The sequence below is a fragment of the Nocardia amikacinitolerans genome (genome assembly GCF_900215415.1).
GTDB lineage: Bacteria > Actinomycetota > Actinomycetes > Mycobacteriales > Mycobacteriaceae > Nocardia > Nocardia amikacinitolerans.
Genome location: NZ_OBEG01000002.1, coordinates 1,323,120 through 1,343,667, shown reverse-complemented (window position 1 = coordinate 1,343,667; position 20,548 = coordinate 1,323,120). Strand labels below are relative to the sequence as shown.

At 68.7% G+C, this 20,548-nt stretch carries 19 protein-coding genes; 12 read left to right on the top strand and 7 right to left on the bottom strand.

Annotated features, from left to right (window positions below; all coding sequences use genetic code 11):
• From CRP45_RS14305 to CRP45_RS14290, 4 genes are all read left to right on the top strand, one after another.
• The coding region (locus CRP45_RS14305; protein ID WP_483869973.1) for a ferredoxin--NADP reductase domain-containing protein at positions 1-621 on the top strand (621 nt) is incomplete at its 5' end.
• Positions 622-724: 103 nt separating this feature from the next.
• Positions 725-1,594 carry an amidohydrolase family protein gene (locus CRP45_RS14300; protein WP_067791606.1) on the top strand — a complete coding sequence of 290 codons (870 nt, stop codon included), beginning with the start codon at positions 725-727 and terminating at the stop codon, positions 1,592-1,594.
• Between the two features lie 101 nt (positions 1,595-1,695).
• Positions 1,696-3,024 (top strand): glycosyltransferase 87 family protein, encoded by a 1,329-nt coding sequence (locus CRP45_RS14295; RefSeq protein WP_245910113.1) that lies wholly within the window; start codon positions 1,696-1,698, stop codon positions 3,022-3,024.
• Between the two features lie 66 nt (positions 3,025-3,090).
• Entirely contained in the window at positions 3,091-3,729 is a 639-nt protein-coding gene (locus CRP45_RS14290; RefSeq protein WP_097245517.1) for a class I SAM-dependent methyltransferase, read from the top strand.
• Positions 3,730-3,959: 230 nt separating this feature from the next.
• On the opposite strand, the gene CRP45_RS14285 is transcribed toward CRP45_RS14290, so the two are convergent.
• A complete protein-coding gene (locus tag CRP45_RS14285; protein WP_097245382.1) occupies positions 3,960-4,397 on the bottom strand; it encodes a DoxX family protein in 438 nt (145 codons plus the stop codon).
• A gap of 368 nt (positions 4,398-4,765) precedes the next feature.
• On the opposite strand from CRP45_RS14285, the gene CRP45_RS14280 reads away from it, so the two are divergent.
• From CRP45_RS14280 to CRP45_RS14270, 3 genes are all read left to right on the top strand, one after another.
• A complete protein-coding gene (locus tag CRP45_RS14280; protein ID WP_097245381.1) occupies positions 4,766-5,215 on the top strand; it encodes an RpiB/LacA/LacB family sugar-phosphate isomerase in 450 nt (149 codons plus the stop codon).
• 78 nt (positions 5,216-5,293) lie between these two features.
• A complete protein-coding gene (locus tag CRP45_RS14275; protein WP_097245380.1) occupies positions 5,294-5,929 on the top strand; it encodes a type 1 glutamine amidotransferase family protein in 636 nt (211 codons plus the stop codon).
• Positions 5,926-6,381, top strand: coding sequence for a MarR family winged helix-turn-helix transcriptional regulator (locus tag CRP45_RS14270; protein WP_097245379.1), 456 nt, complete (start codon positions 5,926-5,928; stop codon positions 6,379-6,381). Before CRP45_RS14275 ends, CRP45_RS14270 begins: the two co-directional genes overlap by 4 nt.
• 15 nt (positions 6,382-6,396) lie before the next feature.
• Here CRP45_RS14270 and CRP45_RS14265 read toward each other — a convergent pair whose 3' ends face one another.
• Positions 6,397-7,152, bottom strand: a complete 756-nt coding sequence (locus CRP45_RS14265) for an HAD-IIA family hydrolase (protein WP_179830877.1) — start codon at positions 7,150-7,152, stop codon at positions 6,397-6,399.
• 202 nt (positions 7,153-7,354) lie between these two features.
• Between CRP45_RS14265 and fgd the strand changes: the two genes are divergently transcribed.
• Positions 7,355-8,365 carry a glucose-6-phosphate dehydrogenase (coenzyme-F420) gene (fgd, locus tag CRP45_RS14260; RefSeq protein ID WP_067791618.1) on the top strand — a complete coding sequence of 337 codons (1,011 nt, stop codon included), beginning with the start codon at positions 7,355-7,357 and terminating at the stop codon, positions 8,363-8,365.
• 200 nt (positions 8,366-8,565) lie between these two features.
• A complete protein-coding gene (locus CRP45_RS14255) occupies positions 8,566-9,876 on the top strand; it encodes a ferredoxin reductase family protein (protein WP_218841139.1) in 1,311 nt (436 codons plus the stop codon).
• Positions 9,877-10,050: 174 nt separating this feature from the next.
• On the opposite strand, the gene CRP45_RS14250 is transcribed toward CRP45_RS14255, so the two are convergent.
• On the bottom strand, positions 10,051-10,557 hold the full coding sequence (locus CRP45_RS14250; RefSeq protein ID WP_067791622.1) for a nitroreductase/quinone reductase family protein: 507 nt from the start codon (positions 10,555-10,557) through the stop codon (positions 10,051-10,053).
• Between the two features lie 99 nt (positions 10,558-10,656).
• Between CRP45_RS14250 and pta the strand changes: the two genes are divergently transcribed.
• Positions 10,657-12,729, top strand: a complete 2,073-nt coding sequence (gene pta / locus CRP45_RS14245; RefSeq protein ID WP_097245377.1) for a phosphate acetyltransferase — start codon at positions 10,657-10,659, stop codon at positions 12,727-12,729.
• Between the two features lie 103 nt (positions 12,730-12,832).
• Positions 12,833-14,032 carry an acetate kinase gene (locus CRP45_RS14240; protein WP_097245515.1) on the top strand — a complete coding sequence of 400 codons (1,200 nt, stop codon included), beginning with the start codon at positions 12,833-12,835 and terminating at the stop codon, positions 14,030-14,032.
• Between the two features lie 22 nt (positions 14,033-14,054).
• Here CRP45_RS14240 and CRP45_RS14235 read toward each other — a convergent pair whose 3' ends face one another.
• The 3 genes from CRP45_RS14235 to CRP45_RS14225 all read right to left on the bottom strand — a co-directional run bounded on the left by CRP45_RS14235 (position 14,055) and on the right by CRP45_RS14225 (position 19,008).
• A complete protein-coding gene (locus tag CRP45_RS14235) occupies positions 14,055-16,409 on the bottom strand; it encodes a serine/threonine-protein kinase PknG (RefSeq protein ID WP_245910112.1) in 2,355 nt (784 codons plus the stop codon).
• A gap of 230 nt (positions 16,410-16,639) precedes the next feature.
• The gene (locus CRP45_RS14230; protein ID WP_097245376.1) at positions 16,640-17,620 is read right to left on the bottom strand and encodes a glutamate ABC transporter substrate-binding protein; all 981 of its coding nucleotides are present in this window, start codon (positions 17,618-17,620) and stop codon (positions 16,640-16,642) included.
• Between the two features lie 11 nt (positions 17,621-17,631).
• Positions 17,632-19,008 (bottom strand): hypothetical protein, encoded by a 1,377-nt coding sequence (locus CRP45_RS14225; RefSeq protein WP_097245375.1) that lies wholly within the window; start codon positions 19,006-19,008, stop codon positions 17,632-17,634.
• 142 nt (positions 19,009-19,150) lie between these two features.
• On the opposite strand from CRP45_RS14225, the gene CRP45_RS14220 reads away from it, so the two are divergent.
• A complete protein-coding gene (locus CRP45_RS14220; RefSeq protein ID WP_097245374.1) occupies positions 19,151-19,828 on the top strand; it encodes an NUDIX hydrolase in 678 nt (225 codons plus the stop codon).
• Here CRP45_RS14220 and thiE read toward each other — a convergent pair whose 3' ends face one another.
• Entirely contained in the window at positions 19,829-20,533 is a 705-nt protein-coding gene (thiE, locus tag CRP45_RS14215) for a thiamine phosphate synthase (RefSeq protein WP_067791635.1), read from the bottom strand.
• Between the last annotated feature and the right edge of the window lie 15 nt (positions 20,534-20,548).

The following is a 20,548-nucleotide window of genomic DNA, read 5'->3' as shown; positions in this document are numbered from 1 at the left end:
GCCATCCGCGACCAGGGCAACCGCCCGCACAAGCTGTTCCTGCACTTCTTCGAGTCCCCGGCCGAGGTGCTCGGCGACGAGAACGGCAAGGTCGTCGGTCTGCGCACCGAGCGCACCCAGCTCGACGGCACCGGCAACGTCAAGGGCACCGGTGTGTTCAAGGACTGGGACGTGCAGGCGGTCTACCGCGCCGTCGGTTACCTGTCGCAGAACATCAACCAGCTGCCGTTCGACGACCAGGCGGGCACCGTGCCCAACGAGGCGGGCCGCGTCATCGCCGACGAGAACGCCGACGGCCCGGCGCGCTACATGCCCGCCACCTACGTCACCGGCTGGATCAAACGAGGCCCTGTCGGCCTGATCGGCCACACCAAGGGCGACGCCAACGAGACCATCGCCTGCCTGCTCGACGACGCCCCCGGCTTCGCCCCGGCCGAGAACCCGGACCCGCAGGCCGTGACCGAGTTCCTCGAGGGCAAGGGCATCCCGTTCACCACCTGGGCGGGCTGGTACCGCCTCGACGCGCACGAGCGCGCGCTCGGCGAGCCCGAGGGCCGCGAGCGCGTCAAGGTCGTCGAGCGCGAGGACATGCTCCGCGCCAGCGAGCCGCACAAGGTGTGATCACGAAGAGGGGCGCCGACGAGCGCCCCTCTTTCGCTTTCCCGACCGCCCGGTAGCCGCGAGCGGATGCGACAGCGAAGAGATCTCGAGGCATTCTGTACAAGTGTTCGATGCCCATGTCCACATCATCGATCCGCGGTTCCCGCTGATCGAGAACGAGGGCTACCTGCCCGACCCGTACACCATCGCCGATTATCGAAAGCGCATGTCTCGCTTCGATATCGGTGGTGGCGCCGTGGTCAGCGCGTCGTTCCAGGGGACCGATCAGACCTATCTGAAGGCGGCGCTCGCCGAGCTCGGTGAAGGGTGGGTCGGTGTCACCCGGCTCGACCTGGACGCCTCGGACGAGGAGATCCTCGAACTCGATCGCGTCGGCGTGCGCGCGCTGCGCTTCAACCTCAAGCGCGCCGCCGCCGATATCACCCAGATGACGTTGCAGGCCCTGCGCGCCCACGAGCTGGCGGGCTGGCACGTCGAGCTGTACATGGACGGCCAGATGCTGGCCTCCCTGCAACCGGTGATCTCCAAGTTGCCCGCCCTGTCGGTCGACCATCTCGGGATGTCCGAGGAGGGGCTGCCTTTCCTGCTCGACCTCGTCGACCGCGGCGCCCGCGTGAAGGCGACCGGTTTCGGGCGGGTGGCGATGAACGTCGCGGAGACCCTGCGCCGCATCCACGCCGTGAACCCGCAGGCGCTGATGTTCGGCACCGATCTGCCCGGCACCCGGGCCGGACGCCCGTTCCGCGACTCCGACGTCGACCTGATCTGCGATGTGGTCGGCGTCGACATGTACGCGGTCCTGGAGGACAACGCCCGTTCCTTCTACCGGCTCCCCGCCAGGGAGCGCGTGGCGGAGGATCCGGTGCCGACACTGCCGCTGCATCGCACCGAGCAGCCGACGCTACCGCTGCGCCGCGACGAACTGCCGAAACCCGCACCGGCGGACACCATTCCGTTCCGGGCCATCGAGTGAGTCGTAGCTCCGGGTAACTCGCGCGTCGAATTGCGCTGCGGCGCAAGCGCGTCCGCATCCGCCGAGACCATCGAGCCGACGAGCCGATATCGTCGAGGACGATGAGGTTTGGCAACGAGTGGCTGCGACTCGGTAGGTACTTCCCGTCGCGGCGAACAGAACGTACCCCGAGCGCGCGGCCCCTGGAGTTTCCGCGGAGCACCGCGACTCTTCTCCTCCTGCTCGCCTGCGCGATCACCGCGGTGACGCTGATCTTCACCACTGTCGACCCGTGGCTGGACAAGGCGGGCATTCTGGCAGGCGGGCTCGACGTGCACGTCTATCGGGACGGCGCTTGGCGGATACTGCACGACCACCCGCTGTACACCGAACCCACCGTCCGCGGGTTGCTCTATACCTACACACCGTTCTCGGCGATCGTCTTCCTGCCGACCAACCTCATAGCCTGGGAACTTCTGAGTCCGATCTGGCTGACGCTGAACCTCGGTGTCCTGTTCGGCTGCGTCATGATGAGCTGGCGGCTGCTCGGCTACCGATGGACCGCGCGACTGGCGACGGCGAGCGGCCTGCTCGCGCTCACCTTCGCCTTCATCGAACCGGTCCGCACCACGCTGTTCTACGGGCAGATCAACCTCATTCTGATGCTGCTCGTGCTCTGGGTCTTCTCGCGTGACGAACACGCCAGGCTTCGGGGCGTGGGTGTCGGCATCGCCGCGGGCATCAAACTCGTGCCGCTGTACTTCGTCGTCCAGTTGCTCGCGTTGCGGCAATGGCGCTCGGCGGCCACGGCGGCGCTGACCTTCCTCGGCTCCGTCGTCCTGACCTGGCTCGTGCTGCCCGCCGACTCCCGCCAGTATTGGACCTCGACGTTCTTTCACTCGGAGCGCATCGCGCCGGACACCCATCCCGCCAACCAATCCCTGCGCGGCGTCATCGCGCACCTGCTGCACGGTCCCGCGCCGCTGTGGCTGTGGCTGCTGCTCGCGTTGCCGATGCTGGCCGCCGGATTGGTTCTCGCGACCGCGCTGGATCGGCACGGCGAACGGCTCCTCTCGGTCACGGTCGCGGGCCTGACTTCGTGTGTGGTGTCGCCGTTTTCGTGGGGGCATCACTGGGTGTGGTTCGTTCCGTTGCTCGTCTACCTGGTGCATCGGGCGCAATCCAACCCGCGCTGGTGGTCGGCCGCCGCCGTCCTCTGTCTCTCGATCGGTGGCTGGGCCTACCACTGGAGCGAAACCTGGGTCAGTATCGGCGTTTTCCTGCTGCCGCCGTCGTGGCCGATCGCGCCGGTGCTGATGAACATGTACGTGATCGCGTACCTGGTTGCGCTCGGTGCGATCGCCCTCATGCTCCGCCGCCGCGCTCAGGCGAGCGCCTGTGAGCGCGTGACGGAATCGGATTGCGAGGAACCGGATTTGGTTCGCTGCTGAAAGACACCTGACGCGATCTCGGCTGCCGCGGCCCGTCGCGCGTCGGCGGGGACGATGATGGTCGGCATGCGCATTGCAGATCGTTTGTGGGATTCAGTCGCCTCGCAGTTGGGACGACCGCACGGGATAGCCGGACGCGTGGTCGGCCGGATCCTCAATCGCGGCAACTACGCCACCGTGACCGCGGCGGTAGCGGCCGCGGAACCTACTCCGGGTGCGACGGTGGCCGATATCGGATTCGGCGGCGGCATCGGGCTCGACAAGCTACTGGCGGCGGTCGGCGCTACGGGTGTCGTGCACGGCGCGGAGATCGCACCGACGATGATCGACGAGGCGGCCAAGCGGTTCCGATCCGAAGTCGCCGACGGCCGACTCGTGTTGCACACCGCCGCGATGCACGAACTACCTTTGCCCGCAGCATCTCTGGATGCGGTGATCAGCACCAACACCGTCTACTTCATCGAGGACCTCGCCCCGGCGTTCGCCGAGTTGGCGCGCGTGCTGCGCCCATCCGGACGGGTGGTGCTCGGCATCGGCGACCCCGCCGACATGGCGCGGATGCCGTTCACCGAGAACCGTTTTCGGCTGCGGCCGATCTCGGAGATCACCGAGCGGCTGGCGGACGCCGGTTTGGTTTTGCGGGAGGACCGTCGTATCCGAAACGGGCGCATCGAGTTCCACCTGCTGGTCTGTGGGCGCCCATAGCCTTTTCGTTTGGGCACTCAAGGGGTTCAGCGCTGTTCGGTGGGCCTGTCGCATGGACTCAGTGAGTCCGGCCGCGACGACGGCCACCTGGTGCGGCGCCCTGCGGTGCTGCCGCGGACCAGATGGCCGCCTGATCGATCGCCGCCAACCCGACGGGCGATCGATCCGAGAACGCACGACCGGCGATCGGTGGGTGGTCCACCGATCGCCGCTCGTACTTTATGGATTTGTCATCGCGAGAGCGAGTTGCGCAGATCGGTGATGGTGGCGCGGCGCTCGTAGGCGATCCAGGCGAAGATCGCGGCAAGCACCAGCGGGAAGATTCCCATCAGGGGCTTGTCGGCGATGAAAGCCTGTGTCCCGGCGGCGAGTACGGTGAGAACGGACAGACCCGCGGCAGCCAAGGCACTGAGCCGCGGCACCATCAGGCCGATGCCACCCGCGACCTCCACGACTCCGATGAAGATCAGCAGCCCGAAGGGGATGGTCAGATTCTCGGGGGCGTTCTCCGTCAAGGTATTCGGAATAACCAACTTCGGCCCGCCCGAGGCGATGATGAAGAACAGGCCGAGCAGGATCTGCAGGGTCCACAGGACGCGGTTGCGGACCTTGCCGGGGCGGTAGGTGACGTCGTTGGAGAAGCCGGCGGTGGAGTTGGCGGTGGTCATTTCTGGTCCTTCTGGTCGGTCGCGCCGGGTTGGTAGCGCGTTCAACGGATAGGACGGAGCACCGCCCGGGAACTCATCGCTGTCCGCGAAAATTCTCGAAACAGGAGCTCAGCGGCCGCGATTCGCAAGCTCGGTGCGACGGACCTCGGCGTACATCAGGACACTCTCATCCGTCGGGACGGCAGTGTGCGTCGCAGCCTGTTCTTCCGTCTCGACCGCCCGACGACGTAGTTGTAGCGAGGTCGCATTCGGTCCGGTCGATCCGGGATGCGTACCCACGGCATTGACCGCGCTGCTCACTGGCGGTCGGGTGCCGACTCCGGCTCGATCTCGGCTCCGAGGGCTGCGCGGCGTCCTATCGTGGTGGCATGCGGATCTCGGTGGCGGCGGACGAGTGTGTCGGGGTGGCAAGGGACCTGGTCGACGAGCTGGGTAGGCGGGGGTTCGAGGGTGTGTTGACGCACGGTGCGTTGTCGGAGGTCGAGCGGGACGACTGGGCTTGGGCCAGCGAGGCTGCGGCGCGTGATGTCGCGGAGGGGCGCGCCGACCAGGCGATCGTGTGTTGTTGGACGGGGACCGGTGCGTCGATCGCGGCGAACAAGGTGGCGGGGATTCGGGCCGCGCTGTGCGGTGATGCCGCGACGGCCGCTGGTGCGCGGAAGTGGAACGACGCGAATGTGCTTGCGCTGAGCCTGCGTTCGACTTCGGCGGCCGAGCTCACCGAGATTCTCGATGCCTGGTTCGCGGGGGAACCGAGCGCGGACGCGGCCGATCGGGCGAATATCGCGCACTTGGCCAAGATCGAGCGGGGGCGCTGAGCCTTCGGGGTTACAGCCCGCTACGTCCGGTGGGATCAGATGTTGACAGCATCCTGTCAAATATGACAGCATACTGTCATGACGACGAAGACGGTGCACACCGCGATCTACGACACGCTCGCCGACTGGGAGGTGGGAGCCGCCACCGCGCACATCAACAACCCGGCCTGGCAGGTCGCGCCCGGCACGTTCCAGGTCAGGACGGTCGGACTCACTCGGGAACCGATCACAACCAAGGGCGGCATGCGCACCACGCCCGATCTCACGCTGGACGAGCTGTCCCCAGCCGAGAGCGCGATGCTGATCCTGCCGGGCGCCGACACCTGGATGACCGGCGAACTCACCCCGTTCACCCGCAAGGCGCGCGAATTTCTCGACGCGGGCGTTCCGGTCGCGGCCATCTGCGGCGCGACTTTCGGCCTGGCCAAGGAAGGACTGCTGGACGACAAGGCGCACACCAGCAACGTCGCCGAATTCCTCCTCTACAGCGGCTACGCGGGCGCGGACCGCTACGTGGAGCAGCCCGCGGTGACCGACGGCAACGTCGTCACGGCCTCGGCGACAGCCCCGTTCGAGTTCGCCCGCGAGGTGCTCGGCTTGCTCGGCGTCTACGAACCGCGCATCCTCGACGCCTGGTACCGGCTCTTCGCGCACAGCGATCCGGCGGCTTACGCGGAGCTCGACGCCTACGACAAGGCAGCATCGGGGGCATGACGCAAACACCGGAGCAGGAGCTGTTCAGCACCGCCGCGATCACCTCGTTCCGGCTCAACGGCCAGTTCCTCGCCATCGCCGAGGAACTGGCCAAACCCGCAGGCATCACTGCGGCGTGGTGGCAGGTGCTCGGCGCGGTGCTGCACGAGCCGCTGCCGGTGGCGGGCATCGCGCGCGCCATGGGCATCACCCGCCAGAGCGTGCAGCGCATCGCGGACCTGTTGGTGGACAGAGGACTAGCCGAATACCGCCCGAATCCCGCGCACCGCCGCGCCAAGCTGGTCGCCATCACCGAGGAGGGCCACGCTGCCGTCCAGCGCATCAACCCCCGGCACGCGGTCTTCGCCGACCGGCTCGCCGCCGAGCTCGGCACGGACGAATTCGCCCGCATCGTCGAAGCGCTGACCCGGCTGTCCGCAGCGGTCGATGCGATGACCGAGCGCGAAGGCTAGCCGCCGCCAGCACCCTCAGTCGAACGGCTTGTCGGTACGCCCCACCAAATCCGCCACCGAATCGATCACGCTCGTCGGCCGATACGGATACTGCTCGACCGACGCCCTGGTCGAAATGCCACTGGTCACCAGAATGGTGCGCATCCCAGCCTCCAACCCGGAGATCACGTCGGTGTCCATGCGATCGCCGATCATCACCGTCGACTGCGAGTGCGCGCCGAGGCGCCGCAACGCCGAACGCATCATCAGCGGGTTGGGCTTGCCGACGTAATACGGCTCGCGGCCGGTCGCGCGGGTGATCAACGCGGCGACCGAGCCGGTGGCGGGCAGCACGCCCTCGCGCGACGGTCCGGTGGCGTCGGGGTTGGTGGCGATGAAGCGGGCGCCGCGTTCGACGAGGCGGATGGCGGTGGTGATGGCTTCGAAGGAGTAGGTGCGGGTCTCGCCGAGCACGACGTAGTCGGGGTCGCTGTCGGTCAGCACGTACCCGATCTCGTGCAGGGCGGTGGTGAGCCCGGATTCGCCCACCACGTAAGCGGTTCCGTTGGGGCGCTGGTCGTCGAGGAAGCTGGCGGTGGCCAGCGCGGAGGTCCAGATGGCCTCCTCCGGGATGTCGAGGCCGGTCTTGCGCAGCCGCGCCTGGAGATCGCGGGGTGTGCGGATCGAGTTGTTGGTGAGCACGAGGAACGGCGTTTCGTTGGCACGCAGTTCGGCGAGGAACTCGTCGGCGCCGGGCACCAGGTGCTCCTCGCTCACCAACACCCCGTCCATGTCGGTCAGGTAGGACAGGATCGGCTCGTTGTCTGCGTTCACCAGACAATTGTCGGTTATCCCGGCGCGCGAGTCAGCGGACTCGGCGCAGATGCGGCCGGTCACACACTCGTGCGACACCGTGACTATGGTCGAAGCAGGCCGTGCGAGAACGGGGTGCGGAAGGCCGCACCGGCACAGCGAAGCGACAGGAGTGGCGCACATGGGTGATCTGAAGCTCGGGTACAAGGCGTCCGCGGAGCAGTTCGGGCCGCGCGAGCTGGTGGAGATCGCGGTGCTCGCCGAGGAGCACGGTTTGGACAGCGCCTCGGTGAGCGACCACTTCCAGCCGTGGCGGCACAAGGGCGGGCACGCGCCGTTCTCGCTGGCTTGGATGGCCGCCGTCGGCGAGCGCACAAAGCGCATCCAGCTCGGCACCTCGGTGCTCACCCCGACCTTCCGGTACAACCCCGCGGTGATCGCGCAGGCCTTCGCGACCATGGGCTGCCTATACCCGAACCGCGTCATGCTCGGTGTCGGCACCGGCGAGGCGCTCAACGAGATCGCCACCGGCTACACCGGCGAATGGCCGGAATTCAAGGAGCGTTTCGCGCGACTGCGCGAGTCGGTGGACCTGATGCGCGCGCTGTGGACCGGTGACCGCGTCGACTACGACGGCGAGTACTACCGGACCGTCGGCGCCTCGATCTACGACGTGCCCGAGGGCGGCATCCCGATCTACATCGCCGCGGGTGGCCCGCTGGTCGCGCGGTATGCGGGCCGCGCGGGCGACGGCTTCATCTGCACCTCGGGCAAGGGCATGGACCTCTACACCGAGAAACTGATGCCTGCCGTCGCGGAGGGCGCCGCGAAGGTCGGACGCACCGTCGAGGACATCGACAGGATGATCGAGATCAAGATCTCCTACGACACCGATCCCGAACTGGCGCTGGAGAACACGCGCTTCTGGGCGCCGCTCTCGCTGACCGCCGAGCAGAAGCACAGCATCACCGACCCGATCGAGATGGAAGCCGCCGCCGACGCGCTGCCCATCGAGCAGATCGCCAAGCGCTGGATCGTCGCCAGCGATCCCGACGAGGCCGTCGCCCAGATCCAGCCCTACCTCGACGCGGGCCTGAACCACCTGGTCTTCCACGCCCCCGGCCACGACCAGCGTCGCTTCCTCGACCTCTTCCAGCGCGACCTGGCCCCTCGCCTGCGCAAGCTCGGCTGAGAGGTTCGAACTCACGGATGGGTGGCGCCGTTGTTTCGGTGCCACCCATCGGCATGTTCGGCGTGCCAAGGCGGGCCGTCGCCGAGTCTTGCGGACACGCGTGACCATGAACAGGATCGGTAGCGTAGTCGCGGTTACCTTGGGACGCGTGCCGACCGGGCGCAGCCGTACACCCCTTCGATCGGGAGGTAGTGGTGTCCGTGGTGGTTCGGGGTATCGGATGGTTCGCGCTGTATGTGGCGGTGGCGGTGGTGCCGCTGGTGTTCGCCGTGATCGGGCCCGTCGAGGGCGGCCGGGGTTTCTGGGTGGAGTTCTCGGTGGCGCTGGGATTCGTCGGTATGTCGATGCTCGGCGCGCAATTCGCGTTGGTCGCCCGGTTCCGGGCCGTCGCGGCGCCGTTCGGTGAGGACGCGCTGGTGCAGTTCCACCGCCAGATCTCCTACGTGGCGCTGGCGTTCATCCTCGCCCATCCGATCCTGTTGCAGATCGGTGGTATCGACATCGTGGCGCTGCTGAACCTCGCCGAGGCGCCTTGGCGTGCCCGCTGCGCGGTCGCTTCCACGGTGCTGTTGCTGATCGTGGTGGCGACCTCGGTGTGGCGGCAGCGGCTACGGATCCGCTACGAGGTATGGCAGCTGGCGCACGGTGTGCTGTCGGTGGCCGTGGTGGGGTTGGCGTTGGCGCACATGCTGCTGGTCGGCTATTACCTCGATTCGATCTGGAAGGTGTGGCTGTGGCTATCGATGACGATCGCACTGGTCGGGCTGCTGGTGTGGGTGCGGGTCGTCGCACCGATCCGGCGGCTGCGACGACCGTGGCGCGTCGAACACATCACCGCTGAACGCGGCGACGCCCGAACCCTGACCCTGATCCCGGCCGGACACAGCGGTTTGCGTTTCGCGCCAGGGCAATTCGGGTGGCTGACCGTCGACCGGTCCCCGTTCGCGGTCACCGCCCACCCGTTCTCGTTCTCCTCCAGCGCCGAAGACCACGACCGCGTCGAGATCACCATCAAGGCGCTCGGCGATTTCACCTCCACCATCGGCGATATCGCCCCCGGAACCCGCGCCTTCCTCGACGGTCCGCACGGCGTGTTCACCCCCGACCGCCACGAAGGGCCGGGATTCGTCCTGATCGCGGGTGGTGTCGGTATCACGCCCATGAGGTCGATCCTGCGCACGATGGCCGACCGCGGCGACCGTCGCCCGTTCCTGCTGATCTACGCGGTGCGGACGGTGGCCGAGCAAACCTTCGACGACGAGATCACCGCGTTGACGCAGCGTCTGGACCTCACCGTGGTGCTGGTCCCACAGGACCCGCCGCCGGATTGGCCCGGCGAAAGCGGGTTCGTCGATAGCGCGCTGCTCCAGCGGCACCTGCCGGACAGGTATCGACGGCAGCAGTTCTTCGTCTGCGGACCCACGCCGATGGTCACCGCCGTCGAGGACGCGCTCGCCGAGCTGAACGTGCCGGCCGACCGCGTCCACACCGAACGATTCGCCTTCGTCTGACCAGGAAGGTCCGGTATGCGACACACCTACACCACCCGCGCGGTCTGGGTGATCACCGTCGTCCTGCTCGCCGCGTGCACATGGTTCGCCCTGGCCCTCGCCTGAATCCGAGCCGGCCTCGGCGCCTCCCGCTGGTCCACCGACTCGCCCGCGCGGGCGGAACGTCGGGTCGAATCAGGCGCGGGTCAGCGCGAAGATCCGCAGGTCGCGGGTGGTGCGGTCGCGGTAGGCCGAGTACGCCCCGGTCACCTCGACGAACCGCTGGAAGATCGGCTCCTTGGCCGCGCCCTCGACCGGCGTCGCGGTGACCCGGATGCGCTCGCCCGCGATGGCGACGGTCGCGTTCGGGTCGGCGAGCAGGTTGGCGGTCCAGGCCGGGTGGTGCGCCTGGCCGAAGTTGCTGCCGATGACGTACAGCGTGTCGCCGTCGTGCACGTACAGCAGCGGCTGGGTGCGCGGCTGACCCGATTTGCGGCCGGTGGTGGTCAGCAGGATCACGGGAGCGCCGATCGGTCCAAGGATCGTGTACTTGGCGTCGGTGCGCTCGAGCACTCGGCGATCCAGGGGCGTGATCTTGCGAATCACCCACGATCCCGGCTTGGTCGCGGCGAACTTGTTCGCCACGCGGGACAGAAGATTGGTGCGCGAACCCCACTGCCGGTCCGGGAACTGCGTCGTCATACGCCGGAATATAGGCGAGGTCGGTGCGGAAAGTGATTTCCCGAATATTTGCCATCGGTTGGCGGAGTACCGGCGTGGCGGCTCACTAAGCTCGGGATCATGGTCGAATCCGCTCCGTCCACCGTCTACATCGCCTCTCCGGAGGGCGACACCGGAAAGTCGACGGTCGCGCTCGGCGTGCTGCAGATGCTGTGCGCCACCACCGCGCGGGTCGGGGTGTTCCGGCCGATCACCCGCTCGACCACCGAGCCCGACTACATCCTGGAGCTGCTGCTCGAGCACAGCACCGCCGACATCGACTACGCCCAGGCCGTCGGCGTCACCTACGAGCAGGTGCACGCCGATCCGGACGCGGCGATCAGCGAGATCGTGATGCGCTTCCACGACGTGGCCAAGGCCTGCGACGCGGTGGTGGTGATCGGCAGCGACTACACCGACGTGGCCAGCCCCAGCGAGCTGCGCTTCAACGCCAGGATCGCGGTGAATCTCGGGGCGCCGGTACTGCTGGTGGTCCGCGGCGCCGAGCGCACGCCGGACGAGATCAAGCAGCTCGTCGAGCTGTGCGCGAGCGAATTGCAGCAGGAACACGCGGCGCTGATGGCGATCGTCGCGAACCGCTGCGATCCGGACGCGTTGCGCGAGATCTGTTCCATGCTGGGCGGTTTCGAGGTGCCGTCCTGGTCGCTGCCGGAAGTCCCGTTGCTGATCGCGCCGACGATGGCCGAGTTGTGCGAGGCGGTCGGCGGCGAAATGTACAGCGGCGACCCGGAACTGCTGCAGCGTGAGGCGCTGAAGGTGATGGTCGGCGGCATGACGGCCGAACACATTCTGGAGCGGCTGGTCGACGGCGTCGTGGTCATCGCGCCTGGCGACCGCTCCGATGTGCTGCTGAGTGTCGTGAACGCGCATGAGGCCGAAGGGTTTCCGTCGCTGTCGGGTATCATCATGAACGGCGGCATGCTGCCCCACCCCGCGGTCGCGCGGCTGATGGCGGGCCTGAAGCAGAAGCTGCCGATCCTCACCACGGAGCTGGGCACCTACGACACGGCGAGCGCCGCGTACCGCACGAGGGGCCGGATGTCGGCGGGCAATCCGCGCAAGGTGAACACCGCGCTGGCACTGATGGAGCAGCACGTCGACGCGCCGGAGTTGTTGCGGCGCATCAGTGTTCCGCGCAGCTCGGTGGTGACACCGCAGATGTTCGAGTACCAGTTGATCGAGCAGGCAAGGGCCGATCGCAAGCGGATCGTGCTGCCCGAGGGCGACGACGATCGCATCCTGCGCGCGGCGGGCCGTGTGCTGCAGCGCAAGATCGCCGACCTGGTCGTCCTCGGCGACGAGTCCGCCATCCGCGCCAGGGCCGCCGAACTGGGCGTCGACATCTCCGAGGCCGAGGTGCTCGATCCGCGCACCTCCGGCTACCTCGACGAATTCGCCGCCGAATACACCGAATTGCGCAAGCACAAGGGCATGACGCTGGAGCGGGCCCGCGAAACCGTCGCCGACATCTCCTATTTCGGCACGATGATGGTCTACAAGGGCATCGCCGACGGCATGGTCTCCGGTGCGGCGCACACCACCGCGCACACCATCCGGCCGTCCTTCGAGATCATCAAGACGGTGCCGGGCGTCTCCACCGTCTCCAGCGTGTTCCTCATGTGCCTGGCCGACCGGGTGCTCGCCTACGGTGACTGCGCCGTCGTCCCGGACCCGAGCTCGGAGCAGCTGGCCGATATCGCGATCTCCTCCGCGCAGACCGCCGCGCGCTTCGGCATCGACCCCAAGATCGCCATGCTGTCGTATTCCACAGGCGAATCCGGCAGCGGCGCCGACGTCGACAAGGTGCGCGTCGCGACCAAACTGGTCCGCGAGCGCGCGCCGGAACTGTTGGTGGAGGGCCCGATTCAGTACGACGCGGCGATCGAGCCGACGGTCGCCGACGCGAAGCTGCCGGATTCCGAGGTGGCCGGGCGCGCGACAGTGTTCGTGTTTCCGGATCTCAACACCGGCAACAACACCTACAAGGCGGTGCAGCGCAGCGCGGGCGCCATCGCGATCGGCCCGGTGCTGCAGGGTCTGCGCAAGCCGGTCAACGACCTCTCGCGGGGTGCGCTGGTCGCCGACATCGTCAACACCGTGGCGATCACCGCCATCCAGGCGCAGGGGCAGTGACACCGCGCACCCCACCGGAACGGAACAAACGTGCGGTGACCCGGGTTGCCGCCGGTAGGGACGTCGCTTCAGTGCGGGGTTTCGAGCAGACGCAGGAGGCATGATGAGCAACGACGACCTTGTGCTGGTGATCAACTCCGGCTCCTCGTCCATCAAGTACCAGCTGCTCGACCCGGAGACGGGCGCGGTCGCGGCCTCCGGACTGGTGGAGCGGATCGGGGAGCGCGAGGGCGCCGTCGAGCATCGCGCTGGCGAGCGCACCGTGCGGCGCACCGAGCCGATCGCCGACCACAAGGCCGGGTTGCAGCTGGTCTTCGACATTTTCGCCGAGACGGGCCACGATCTGGCCGGTGCGGGTGTGCGCGCGGTCGGGCATCGAGTGGTGCACGGCGGCGAGGTGTTCTACCAGCCGACGCTGATCACCGACGATGTGGTCGAGGAGATCTCGAAGCTGTCCGCCCTTGCGCCGCTGCACAATCCGGCCAACGTCACCGGCATCGAGAGCACAAGGGAGCTGCTGCCCGGCGTGCCGCAGGTCGCCGTCTTCGACACCGCGTTCTTCCACGGCCTGCCTGAGGCGGCGCGGACCTACGCCATCGACGCGAAAGTCGCCGCCGCGCATGGCATTCGCAGGTACGGCTTCCACGGCACCTCGCACGAATACGTGTCAGGGCGGGTCGCCGAGGTGCTCGATCGTGACCCGAAGACCTTGCGCCAGATCGTCTTCCACCTCGGCAACGGCGCGTCCGCGTCGGCGATCCGCGGCGGGCATCCGATCGACACCAGCATGGGGCTGACCCCGCTGGAGGGCTTGGTGATGGGCACCAGGGGCGGCGACCTCGACCCGGGCATCATCGGCCACCTGGTGCGCTCTGCCCACTTCGACGCCGACCGGATCGAGGAACTGCTCAACCGCAATTCCGGCATCAAGGGGCTCTCCGGCGTCAACGACTTCCGCGAGCTGCGACGGCTGATCGACGCGGGCGACGCCGCGGCCCGGCTGGCCTACGACGTCTACATCCACCGGCTGCGCCGCTACCTCGGCGCGTACCTGATCGAACTCGGCGGCGTCGACGCCATCACCTTCACCGCCGGTGTCGGCGAGAACAGCGCCCAGGTCCGCGCCGACGCACTGGCCGGCCTGTCCGGTTTCGGCATCGAGGTCGACCCGGCGCGCAACACCGCCGCCGACCGCACCGCCCGCCTCATCTCACCGCCGGACGCCCCCGTCGCGGTCCTCGTGGTGCCGACCAACGAGGAACTCGCCATCGCCCGCGCCGCCCGGCAGGTCGTTTCGGACTAGAGATCCGGCCCGGCCCGGTCTTTCAGAACCAGGTTTTGGCGCGGATGGAGTTGGCCAGGTCGACGAGGGCGTAGCGGTGTTGGCGGCCGGGGGCGTGGCGGGCGAGGGCGCGTAGGCCCGATTCGGTGCCGTCGCGGAGGTCGCGTTCGGTGAAGGCGGCGCCCAAGAGCTTGGCGTTCGGGCGTTTCGGGGTGTTGCCCGCTTGCAGCCAGGCCAAGGCGGCACCGAGGACGAGCACTCGTAGCTGAAGTGCGCGGCTCTCACCGGCGGGCAGTGCCTGCACTCGCGAGGCCGCCACGTGCAGGGTCGATTCGTCGAGCTCGGCGACGGGAGAAGCGGTGAGCAGCAACAGGACCGCGGTCATCCGCGCGACGGTGTAGCAGCGCGCGGAGGTAGCCACCTCGTCCAGCGCGTCGACCGCGGCCTCGACCCGGCCCGCGGCGGCGAGCTGCCTGGCCAGCCCGAAAGCCGCGCTGACCACCGCGCGATCGGTGCGCCAGACGGTGCCGTAGAACTTCTCCGCGTAGGCCCGCCACTGCTCGGGGTCCGGTGAATCCCACTGCTGCAGAACGAGTTCGGCGGTAGCGGCGAGGGCGAGCTTGGGCGCGATCTCGCCGGGCAGCACGTGCAGCACGGCCTCGAACGCCGCGAAGGCCCGCTCGTAGTTCTGCTCACGCAGCTCCGCGAGACCGGTGTACCAGTCGATGCGCCAATCGTAGGTTCGGATGCGGGACAACTGGTAGAGCACCGTCGCCGACTCGCCCATGTCCAGCCGCAGCCGCGCCTCGGCCAGCGAGAGCTCCAGATCCAAAGTCTCGGGGGCGTTCTCGGGGTCGGTGGCGGCCCGATCTCGCGCCTCTTGGAGGGCGTCGAGCGCCTGGCGTGGCTCCGGGTGGACCGCGGCGGCGAGCAGGGGTGCGGAGGGGTCGGCGGGATCCATCAGCGGAATCGGCAGCGCGGCAGCGATTTCGGACGCTTGCAGTTGCGGGCTTCGGCCGATGCCGTCGGCGTACGCGTCTGTCTGTCTGATCAGCTCGTCGGTGCCGAAGCTGCTGCGCTGTGGACTGAACACTGTGGACAACTGTGGATGCTCCGCGCCGGTGTCCAGCGCGAGGATCTCGCGAAGCACGCCCGCCAGCTGCGCGGCCATCGCGCGGGCCGAGCCGAACCGGCGCGCCGGGTCCGGATCGGTGGCGCTGAGCAGCAACCGGTGGAAGAACTCGTAGCGTCGCAACACGGGATGCTCGGCGGGATCGGGGATTCCGTCCCGGTAGCGGCCGTGCTCCATGGGCATGTTCAAGGTGAGCACGGCCAGCGTGCGGCCGACCGTGTAGATGTCGGTGGCCACCGTCGGGCCGGTCTTGGCGATCTCGGGAGCCTGAAAGCCCCTGGTGCCGTAGAGGTTTCCGTACGCCTCGATCGTGGAGACGGCACCGAGGTCGATCAGTTTGACCTGGTCCTCGGTGAGCATGATGTTGTCCGGCTTGAGGTCGTTGTAGGTCAGGCCGATCGAGTGCAGGTAGTCCAGTGCGGGCAGGACCTCCAGCACATACGCGATCGCCTCGGCGACCGGCATCCGCGCTGGCCGTTCGTAGGTGTCCAGCACTGCGCGCAGCGACTGCCCGCCGACGTACTCCATCACGATGTAGCCGATAGGCGAGCCGTCCGGGCCGGGATGCTCGACGAAGTTGTGGATCTTGACGATGCTGGGATGGGCGACCTCGGCGAGGAATTGGCGCTCGGCCACCGCAACGGCCTGCGCGTCGGCATCGCCGGCGTGCAGCAAGCCTTTGAGCACCACCCACCGGTCGCTGACGTTGCGGTCGATGGCGAGGTAGATCCAGCCGAGCCCGCCGTGCGCCAGACAACCCTGGATCTCGTACTGGCCGGACACCATGTCGCCCGGATGCAGCGACGGACGGAAATCGTAAGGCGCCTCGCAGGTCTCGCAAGTGCCGACCGTAGTCGCCGGACGCACGGCGGTTGACCGGCCGACGGGATTGCCGCAGCGCCAACAGAAGCGCCTGCCCTCGGACACCACCGGATCGGTGAGCACGGCCGCCATCGGATCCGCCGGCGGCACCGTCGGAATGGGCACAAGACCGCCACCGAGCCTGCGCACCGAAGGCCGAGACCGTGCCGTGCGCACACTTCGACCCGAAGTACGCGATGCCCCACCGGAATCCGGCTCCGAGCGCCGGGTCTCGTCCGGGACGGGGGCGGCCATCGTGCCCGCCGGTCCAGGAGCGGCCGCCACGGTGCCGGGCGGCTCCGGAGCAACCGCCATCGTGCCCGGCGGTTCCGGTGGGACCGCCATGGTGTCGGGTGGTTCTGGAGCGGCGGCCGTGGTGTCGGGTGGTTCCGGGGTGGCGGCCATGGTGCCGGGCGGCTCGTCCGATCGGTTCGGCTCTCCGCCAGGCGAGCTCGCTCTGGCAGTCTCTCCACTGTCGCTGGACGCACTTTCCCACTCCCCGTGCGGGGCAACCGGATCGGACCAGCGAACGGTCGGCGGCGCTTCGTGTGCCTCCGCCCCGTAAGGCACCGAACCGCCAGCGGGCCGGTCGTCCTCCGGTCGGGGGAAGGGGTGGTATCGCGTCGTCATCGCCCTCAGTCCTCGTACGTGGGAGCGGGCGGATCCGGCGTCGGACCGAGGGAGGCCAGCCACTGCTGGTACAGCCTGGTCCAGGTGCCGTCGGTGCGCAGCCGTTCCAGCGTGCCGTTCACGAACCGCACCAAATCGTCTGCGTCCTTGGGGATTCCGATACCGTACGGCTCGGCGCTGATGCTGTCGCCGACCAACTCGGTATACGGATCCTGCCCGGCGAGACCGGCCAGGATCGCGTCGTCGGTGCTCACCGCGTCGACCTGCCGCTGTTGCAGGACGACGAGGCAATCGGCCCAGGTCGGCACGGTCAGGATGGTCGCGGCGGGCTGTTCGCGGCGGACGCGGTCCAGCGAGGTGGTGCCGCTCACCACGCACACCCGCTTGCCCGCGAGATCGGTGATGCCGGTGATGCCGGAGTTCTTCATGGCAAGCACCCGATGGTCGGCGCGCAGATAGACGGTCGAGAACGCCACCTTCTTGCGGCGTTCGCAGGTGATGGTCATTGTCTTGGCGACCACGTCCACCGTGCGCTCCTGGAGCGCCTTCTCCCGGTCGGCCGAGGCGAGGCTGCGGAATTCGATCAGATCAGGGCTGCCGAGCAGGTCGCGCGCGATCTCGCGGGCGATGTCGGCGTCGAAGCCGACGATGGCGCCGCTGACCGGATCGCGGAAGCTGAACAGGTTGCTTCCGGTGTCCAGGCCGACGAGCAACCTGCCGCGGGCCCGGATGGCATCGATGTTCGGCCCGCGGGCGGCGCGGCCGGAACCGGTGGGGCGCAGGCTTGCAGTCGGGTCGCCGCACTCCGGTTCGGTGCCGCTCGGCAGCGGCGCATCGGTGTGCACCGGACTGGCGTTCGCGGGAAGCGGCGGTTCGGTGTAGGTGCCGATCGTGGCGTGGTCGGCGGGGTCGGGTCCAGCCGCACAACCACCGAGGAAGGCGGTGGCGGCGAGCGCGGCGGCCAACAGGCCGCGCGCTGTGCTCATCGGTGCCGTGTTCATCGATATTCTCGCAATCGAGGCCAGAGACCGAGACCGACGTAGGCGGCGGCGACGATGCCGAGCGCCATGGCGCCGGTCGCGAGGTAGTCGAGCACCCGAACGGCCTGGGAGATGTCGTCGCGCAAGGTGTTTCGCGTCTCGGTGATGCCGGTGCCGAGCGAGCGGTCCAGTGCGTCGACGTGCGCGGTCGACTGTGCCGCGCCGGGTCCGGTGGCCACCGCGGCCGCGCCGATGAAGTCGCCGCGCGCGAGCGCCTCGTTCATCCGCTGGTGCGACGCACGCCAACGGTCAAGCGCGGCACGGGCATTCGCGACACTCTCGGTCGCGGGCGCGCCATGGGGATAGCCGACGAGCAACTCGTCGAGGCGGGTGATGCCCGCGTCGAAGGTGCGGTCGTAGTCGCCGGTCGCGTCGCGGCGCACCAGTTTCAGTGTCTCCGCGGCGCGGGCCTGCTGGGCGAGGATGCGGCCCTCGATCAGCCGGGAGGCGGGCACGGCGCCGTCGTCGCGTCCGCTGATCATCGAAGTCGCCGACACCGATCCGGCGATCACCGTCCACGCCAACAGAATCAGCATCGCGGCGGAGGCGAGCAGCAGACCGGCGTTGAAGGTGCGCCGCCACCGCCGCGCCAGCTGGATCTGCGCCCAGACCAGCACGGCCAGCGCGAGAATCAACAGGCCGATGGCCGTCCACGGCGGGCGGACGTGCGCGCGCTGCGCGGCGTTCACGGCCTCCGCGCGATGGTCTTGGAGCTCCTCGGCCATCGGAAGCACTGTGGTCTGCATCTGATTCGACGCTTCGCTCAAATAGGCCGCTCCGACGGGATACCCGCTGCGGTTGTTGGCGCGCGCGGACTCGATCAGCCCGGTGTACACCGGCAGCGCGGTCGCGATGCCGGTCCGCAGCCGCGTATCCGCGCCCGGGTCGGGGTGGCCGACGGCGTACCCGGACTGGGCCACCAGCTCGGCCGCCGCCTCGCCGACCGCCTGGGAGTATCTGTCGCGCACCGCTTCCGGCTCCACGCCGCCCGCGATGAAAGCGGTGCTCGCGGCCGCGTCGGCGATGGACAGCGACGTGTAGAGGCGGTGCGCGGAGTGCGCGTCGGGCTCGGTGTCGTCGAGCAGAATGCGCAGCGACTCTTGGCGATCGCTCACCGTCGACGCCGTCACCGCGCCTGCGGTCAGGCACAGGCCGATGAGGAGCAATCCGATGGCAATCAGACGGCCGGGGGACGAATTCGCGAAGGACCGCAGGTTGGCGGGATCGAGGTGCTCGCGGACCGCGGCGGCGGACGCGGCGCCGAACGGTGCGCGCGCGGGCTCGGCGACGGCCGACGGCGGCCGCCCGGCCGCCAGCTGCTCGGTCCGAGCCATCGTCCACCTCCGGGTCCGCGCCCCACCTGTGCGCCTGCGTCGCAGTTTATTGTGGTCCTACCGGTGCCGTGGCGTGTGAAACACCCCCTGCTGGATGCTCTGCGGTGCGAACACGACAACGGTTGGATGAGGATGGTCAGTGATGCGCGGTGACGGCGACGGGTGGTCGCGAGGGCCGGACGGCCTGAAGCATTGGGGTCGGTTCGGCGCTGCCGGATTGTTGCTGCGCGCGCCGCTCGCGGCGGGTGGTTCGGCGGTGCTGCTCCAGCATCGCGCCCTGTGGAGTCACCAGGGCGGCACCTGGGCGCTGCCCGGCGGCGCCCGCGACAGCCACGAGACCCCGGTGCACGCGGCGGTGCGCGAAGCATGGGAGGAGGCGGGGATCCACCCCATCGACGTCCGGGTGCGCGGCGAACGAATCACGGCGTCCGCGCTCAGCGGCTGGACCTACACCACGGTGATCGCCGACGCGGTGATGACCTTGCCGACCAACGCCAACCGGGAGAGCACCGAACTGGCCTGGGTGCCCGAGGACGAGGTCGAGGCTCGGCCGCTGCACCCCGGTTTCGCCGTCGCCTGGCCCGCATTGCGCGCGGTCCCGGCCCGCGCCGATCTCACCGAGCTGAACGACTCGCGTGCCCTCGCCGCGGCCCTTCCGCGCACCGTCGACCTCGCCGACCAGGGATTCATCTGGTTGCACTCGGATCCCGAAGGGCCGGGCGGCGTCGCGCGAATCGTCGAGACGGCGGAACCCGCTGCCGAAGAACTACCGTCCCCGGTCGCGGTCCTCTCGCTGACCAGGGGACAGATCCTGGGCTGACTACGTCCTGCTGTTGGCGAGCAGCGCGGACTTCAGTTCGCGGGCCGCTGCCTCGGGATCGCGGGCCTCGGTGATCGCCCGCACCACCACGATCCGGTCGGCGCCCGCCGCGAGCAACTCCGGCAGCCGCTGCTGATCGATGCCACCGATGGCGAACCAGGGCCGCGTCGGGTGGGCGTCCGCGGTGGAACGGATCAGCTCGATGCCTGCGGCCTGGCGGCCAGGCTTGGTCGGCGTCGACCACACCGGACCGGTGCAGAAGTAGTCGATGTGCTCGTCGATGGCGGCGAGACCGGCCTGCGCCCGGTTGTGCGTCGAGCGGCCGATCACCACGTCCGGCCCGAGGATGCGGCGCGCGTACCAGGGCGGCAGGTCGCCCTGACCGAGATGCAGCACGTCGGCGTTCGCGGCGAGCGCGATGTCGGCGCGGTCGTTCACCGCGAGCAGCGCGCCGTGTCTGCGGGTGGCGGCCTTCAGCTCCGCGAGCGCGCCGAGTTCCGCCTTGGCCTCCATCGGCCCGAACTTGGCCTCGCCCGGTGAGCCCTTGTCTCTGAGCTGGATGATGTCGACCCCGCCCGCGAGCGCGGCTTCGGCGAACTTGGCCAGATCGCCCTTCTCGCGCCGGGCGTCGGTGCACAGATAGAGCCGCGCGGTGGCCAGGCGCTCCCGTGGCGGCAGCGTTCGGTTCGGAAGGGAGGGTTGCACGCCTTCGACGGTAGC

Excerpts from the sequence above, each read along its gene's own strand:
- CRP45_RS14295 (WP_245910113.1), top strand. The coding sequence starts at position 1,696 with ATGAGGTTTGGCAACGAGTGGCTGCGACTCGGTAGGTACTTCCCGTCG.
- CRP45_RS14290 (WP_097245517.1), top strand. The coding sequence starts at position 3,091 with ATGCGCATTGCAGATCGTTTGTGGGATTCAGTCGCCTCGCAGTTGGGA.
- CRP45_RS14285 (WP_097245382.1), bottom strand. The coding sequence starts at position 4,397 with ATGACCACCGCCAACTCCACCGCCGGCTTCTCCAACGACGTCACCTAC.
- CRP45_RS14280 (WP_097245381.1), top strand. The coding sequence starts at position 4,766 with ATGCGGATCTCGGTGGCGGCGGACGAGTGTGTCGGGGTGGCAAGGGAC.
- CRP45_RS14275 (WP_097245380.1), top strand. The coding sequence starts at position 5,294 with ATGACGACGAAGACGGTGCACACCGCGATCTACGACACGCTCGCCGAC.
- CRP45_RS14270 (WP_097245379.1), top strand. The coding sequence starts at position 5,926 with ATGACGCAAACACCGGAGCAGGAGCTGTTCAGCACCGCCGCGATCACC.
- CRP45_RS14265 (WP_179830877.1), bottom strand. The coding sequence starts at position 7,152 with ATGGACGGGGTGTTGGTGAGCGAGGAGCACCTGGTGCCCGGCGCCGAC.
- fgd (WP_067791618.1), top strand. The coding sequence starts at position 7,355 with ATGGGTGATCTGAAGCTCGGGTACAAGGCGTCCGCGGAGCAGTTCGGG.
- CRP45_RS14250 (WP_067791622.1), bottom strand. The coding sequence starts at position 10,557 with ATGACGACGCAGTTCCCGGACCGGCAGTGGGGTTCGCGCACCAATCTT.
- pta (WP_097245377.1), top strand. The coding sequence starts at position 10,657 with ATGGTCGAATCCGCTCCGTCCACCGTCTACATCGCCTCTCCGGAGGGC.
- CRP45_RS14240 (WP_097245515.1), top strand. The coding sequence starts at position 12,833 with ATGAGCAACGACGACCTTGTGCTGGTGATCAACTCCGGCTCCTCGTCC.
- CRP45_RS14235 (WP_245910112.1), bottom strand. The coding sequence starts at position 16,409 with ATGGCCGCCACCCCGGAACCACCCGACACCACGGCCGCCGCTCCAGAA.
- CRP45_RS14230 (WP_097245376.1), bottom strand. The coding sequence starts at position 17,620 with ATGAGCACAGCGCGCGGCCTGTTGGCCGCCGCGCTCGCCGCCACCGCC.
- CRP45_RS14225 (WP_097245375.1), bottom strand. The coding sequence starts at position 19,008 with ATGGCTCGGACCGAGCAGCTGGCGGCCGGGCGGCCGCCGTCGGCCGTC.
- CRP45_RS14220 (WP_097245374.1), top strand. The coding sequence starts at position 19,151 with ATGCGCGGTGACGGCGACGGGTGGTCGCGAGGGCCGGACGGCCTGAAG.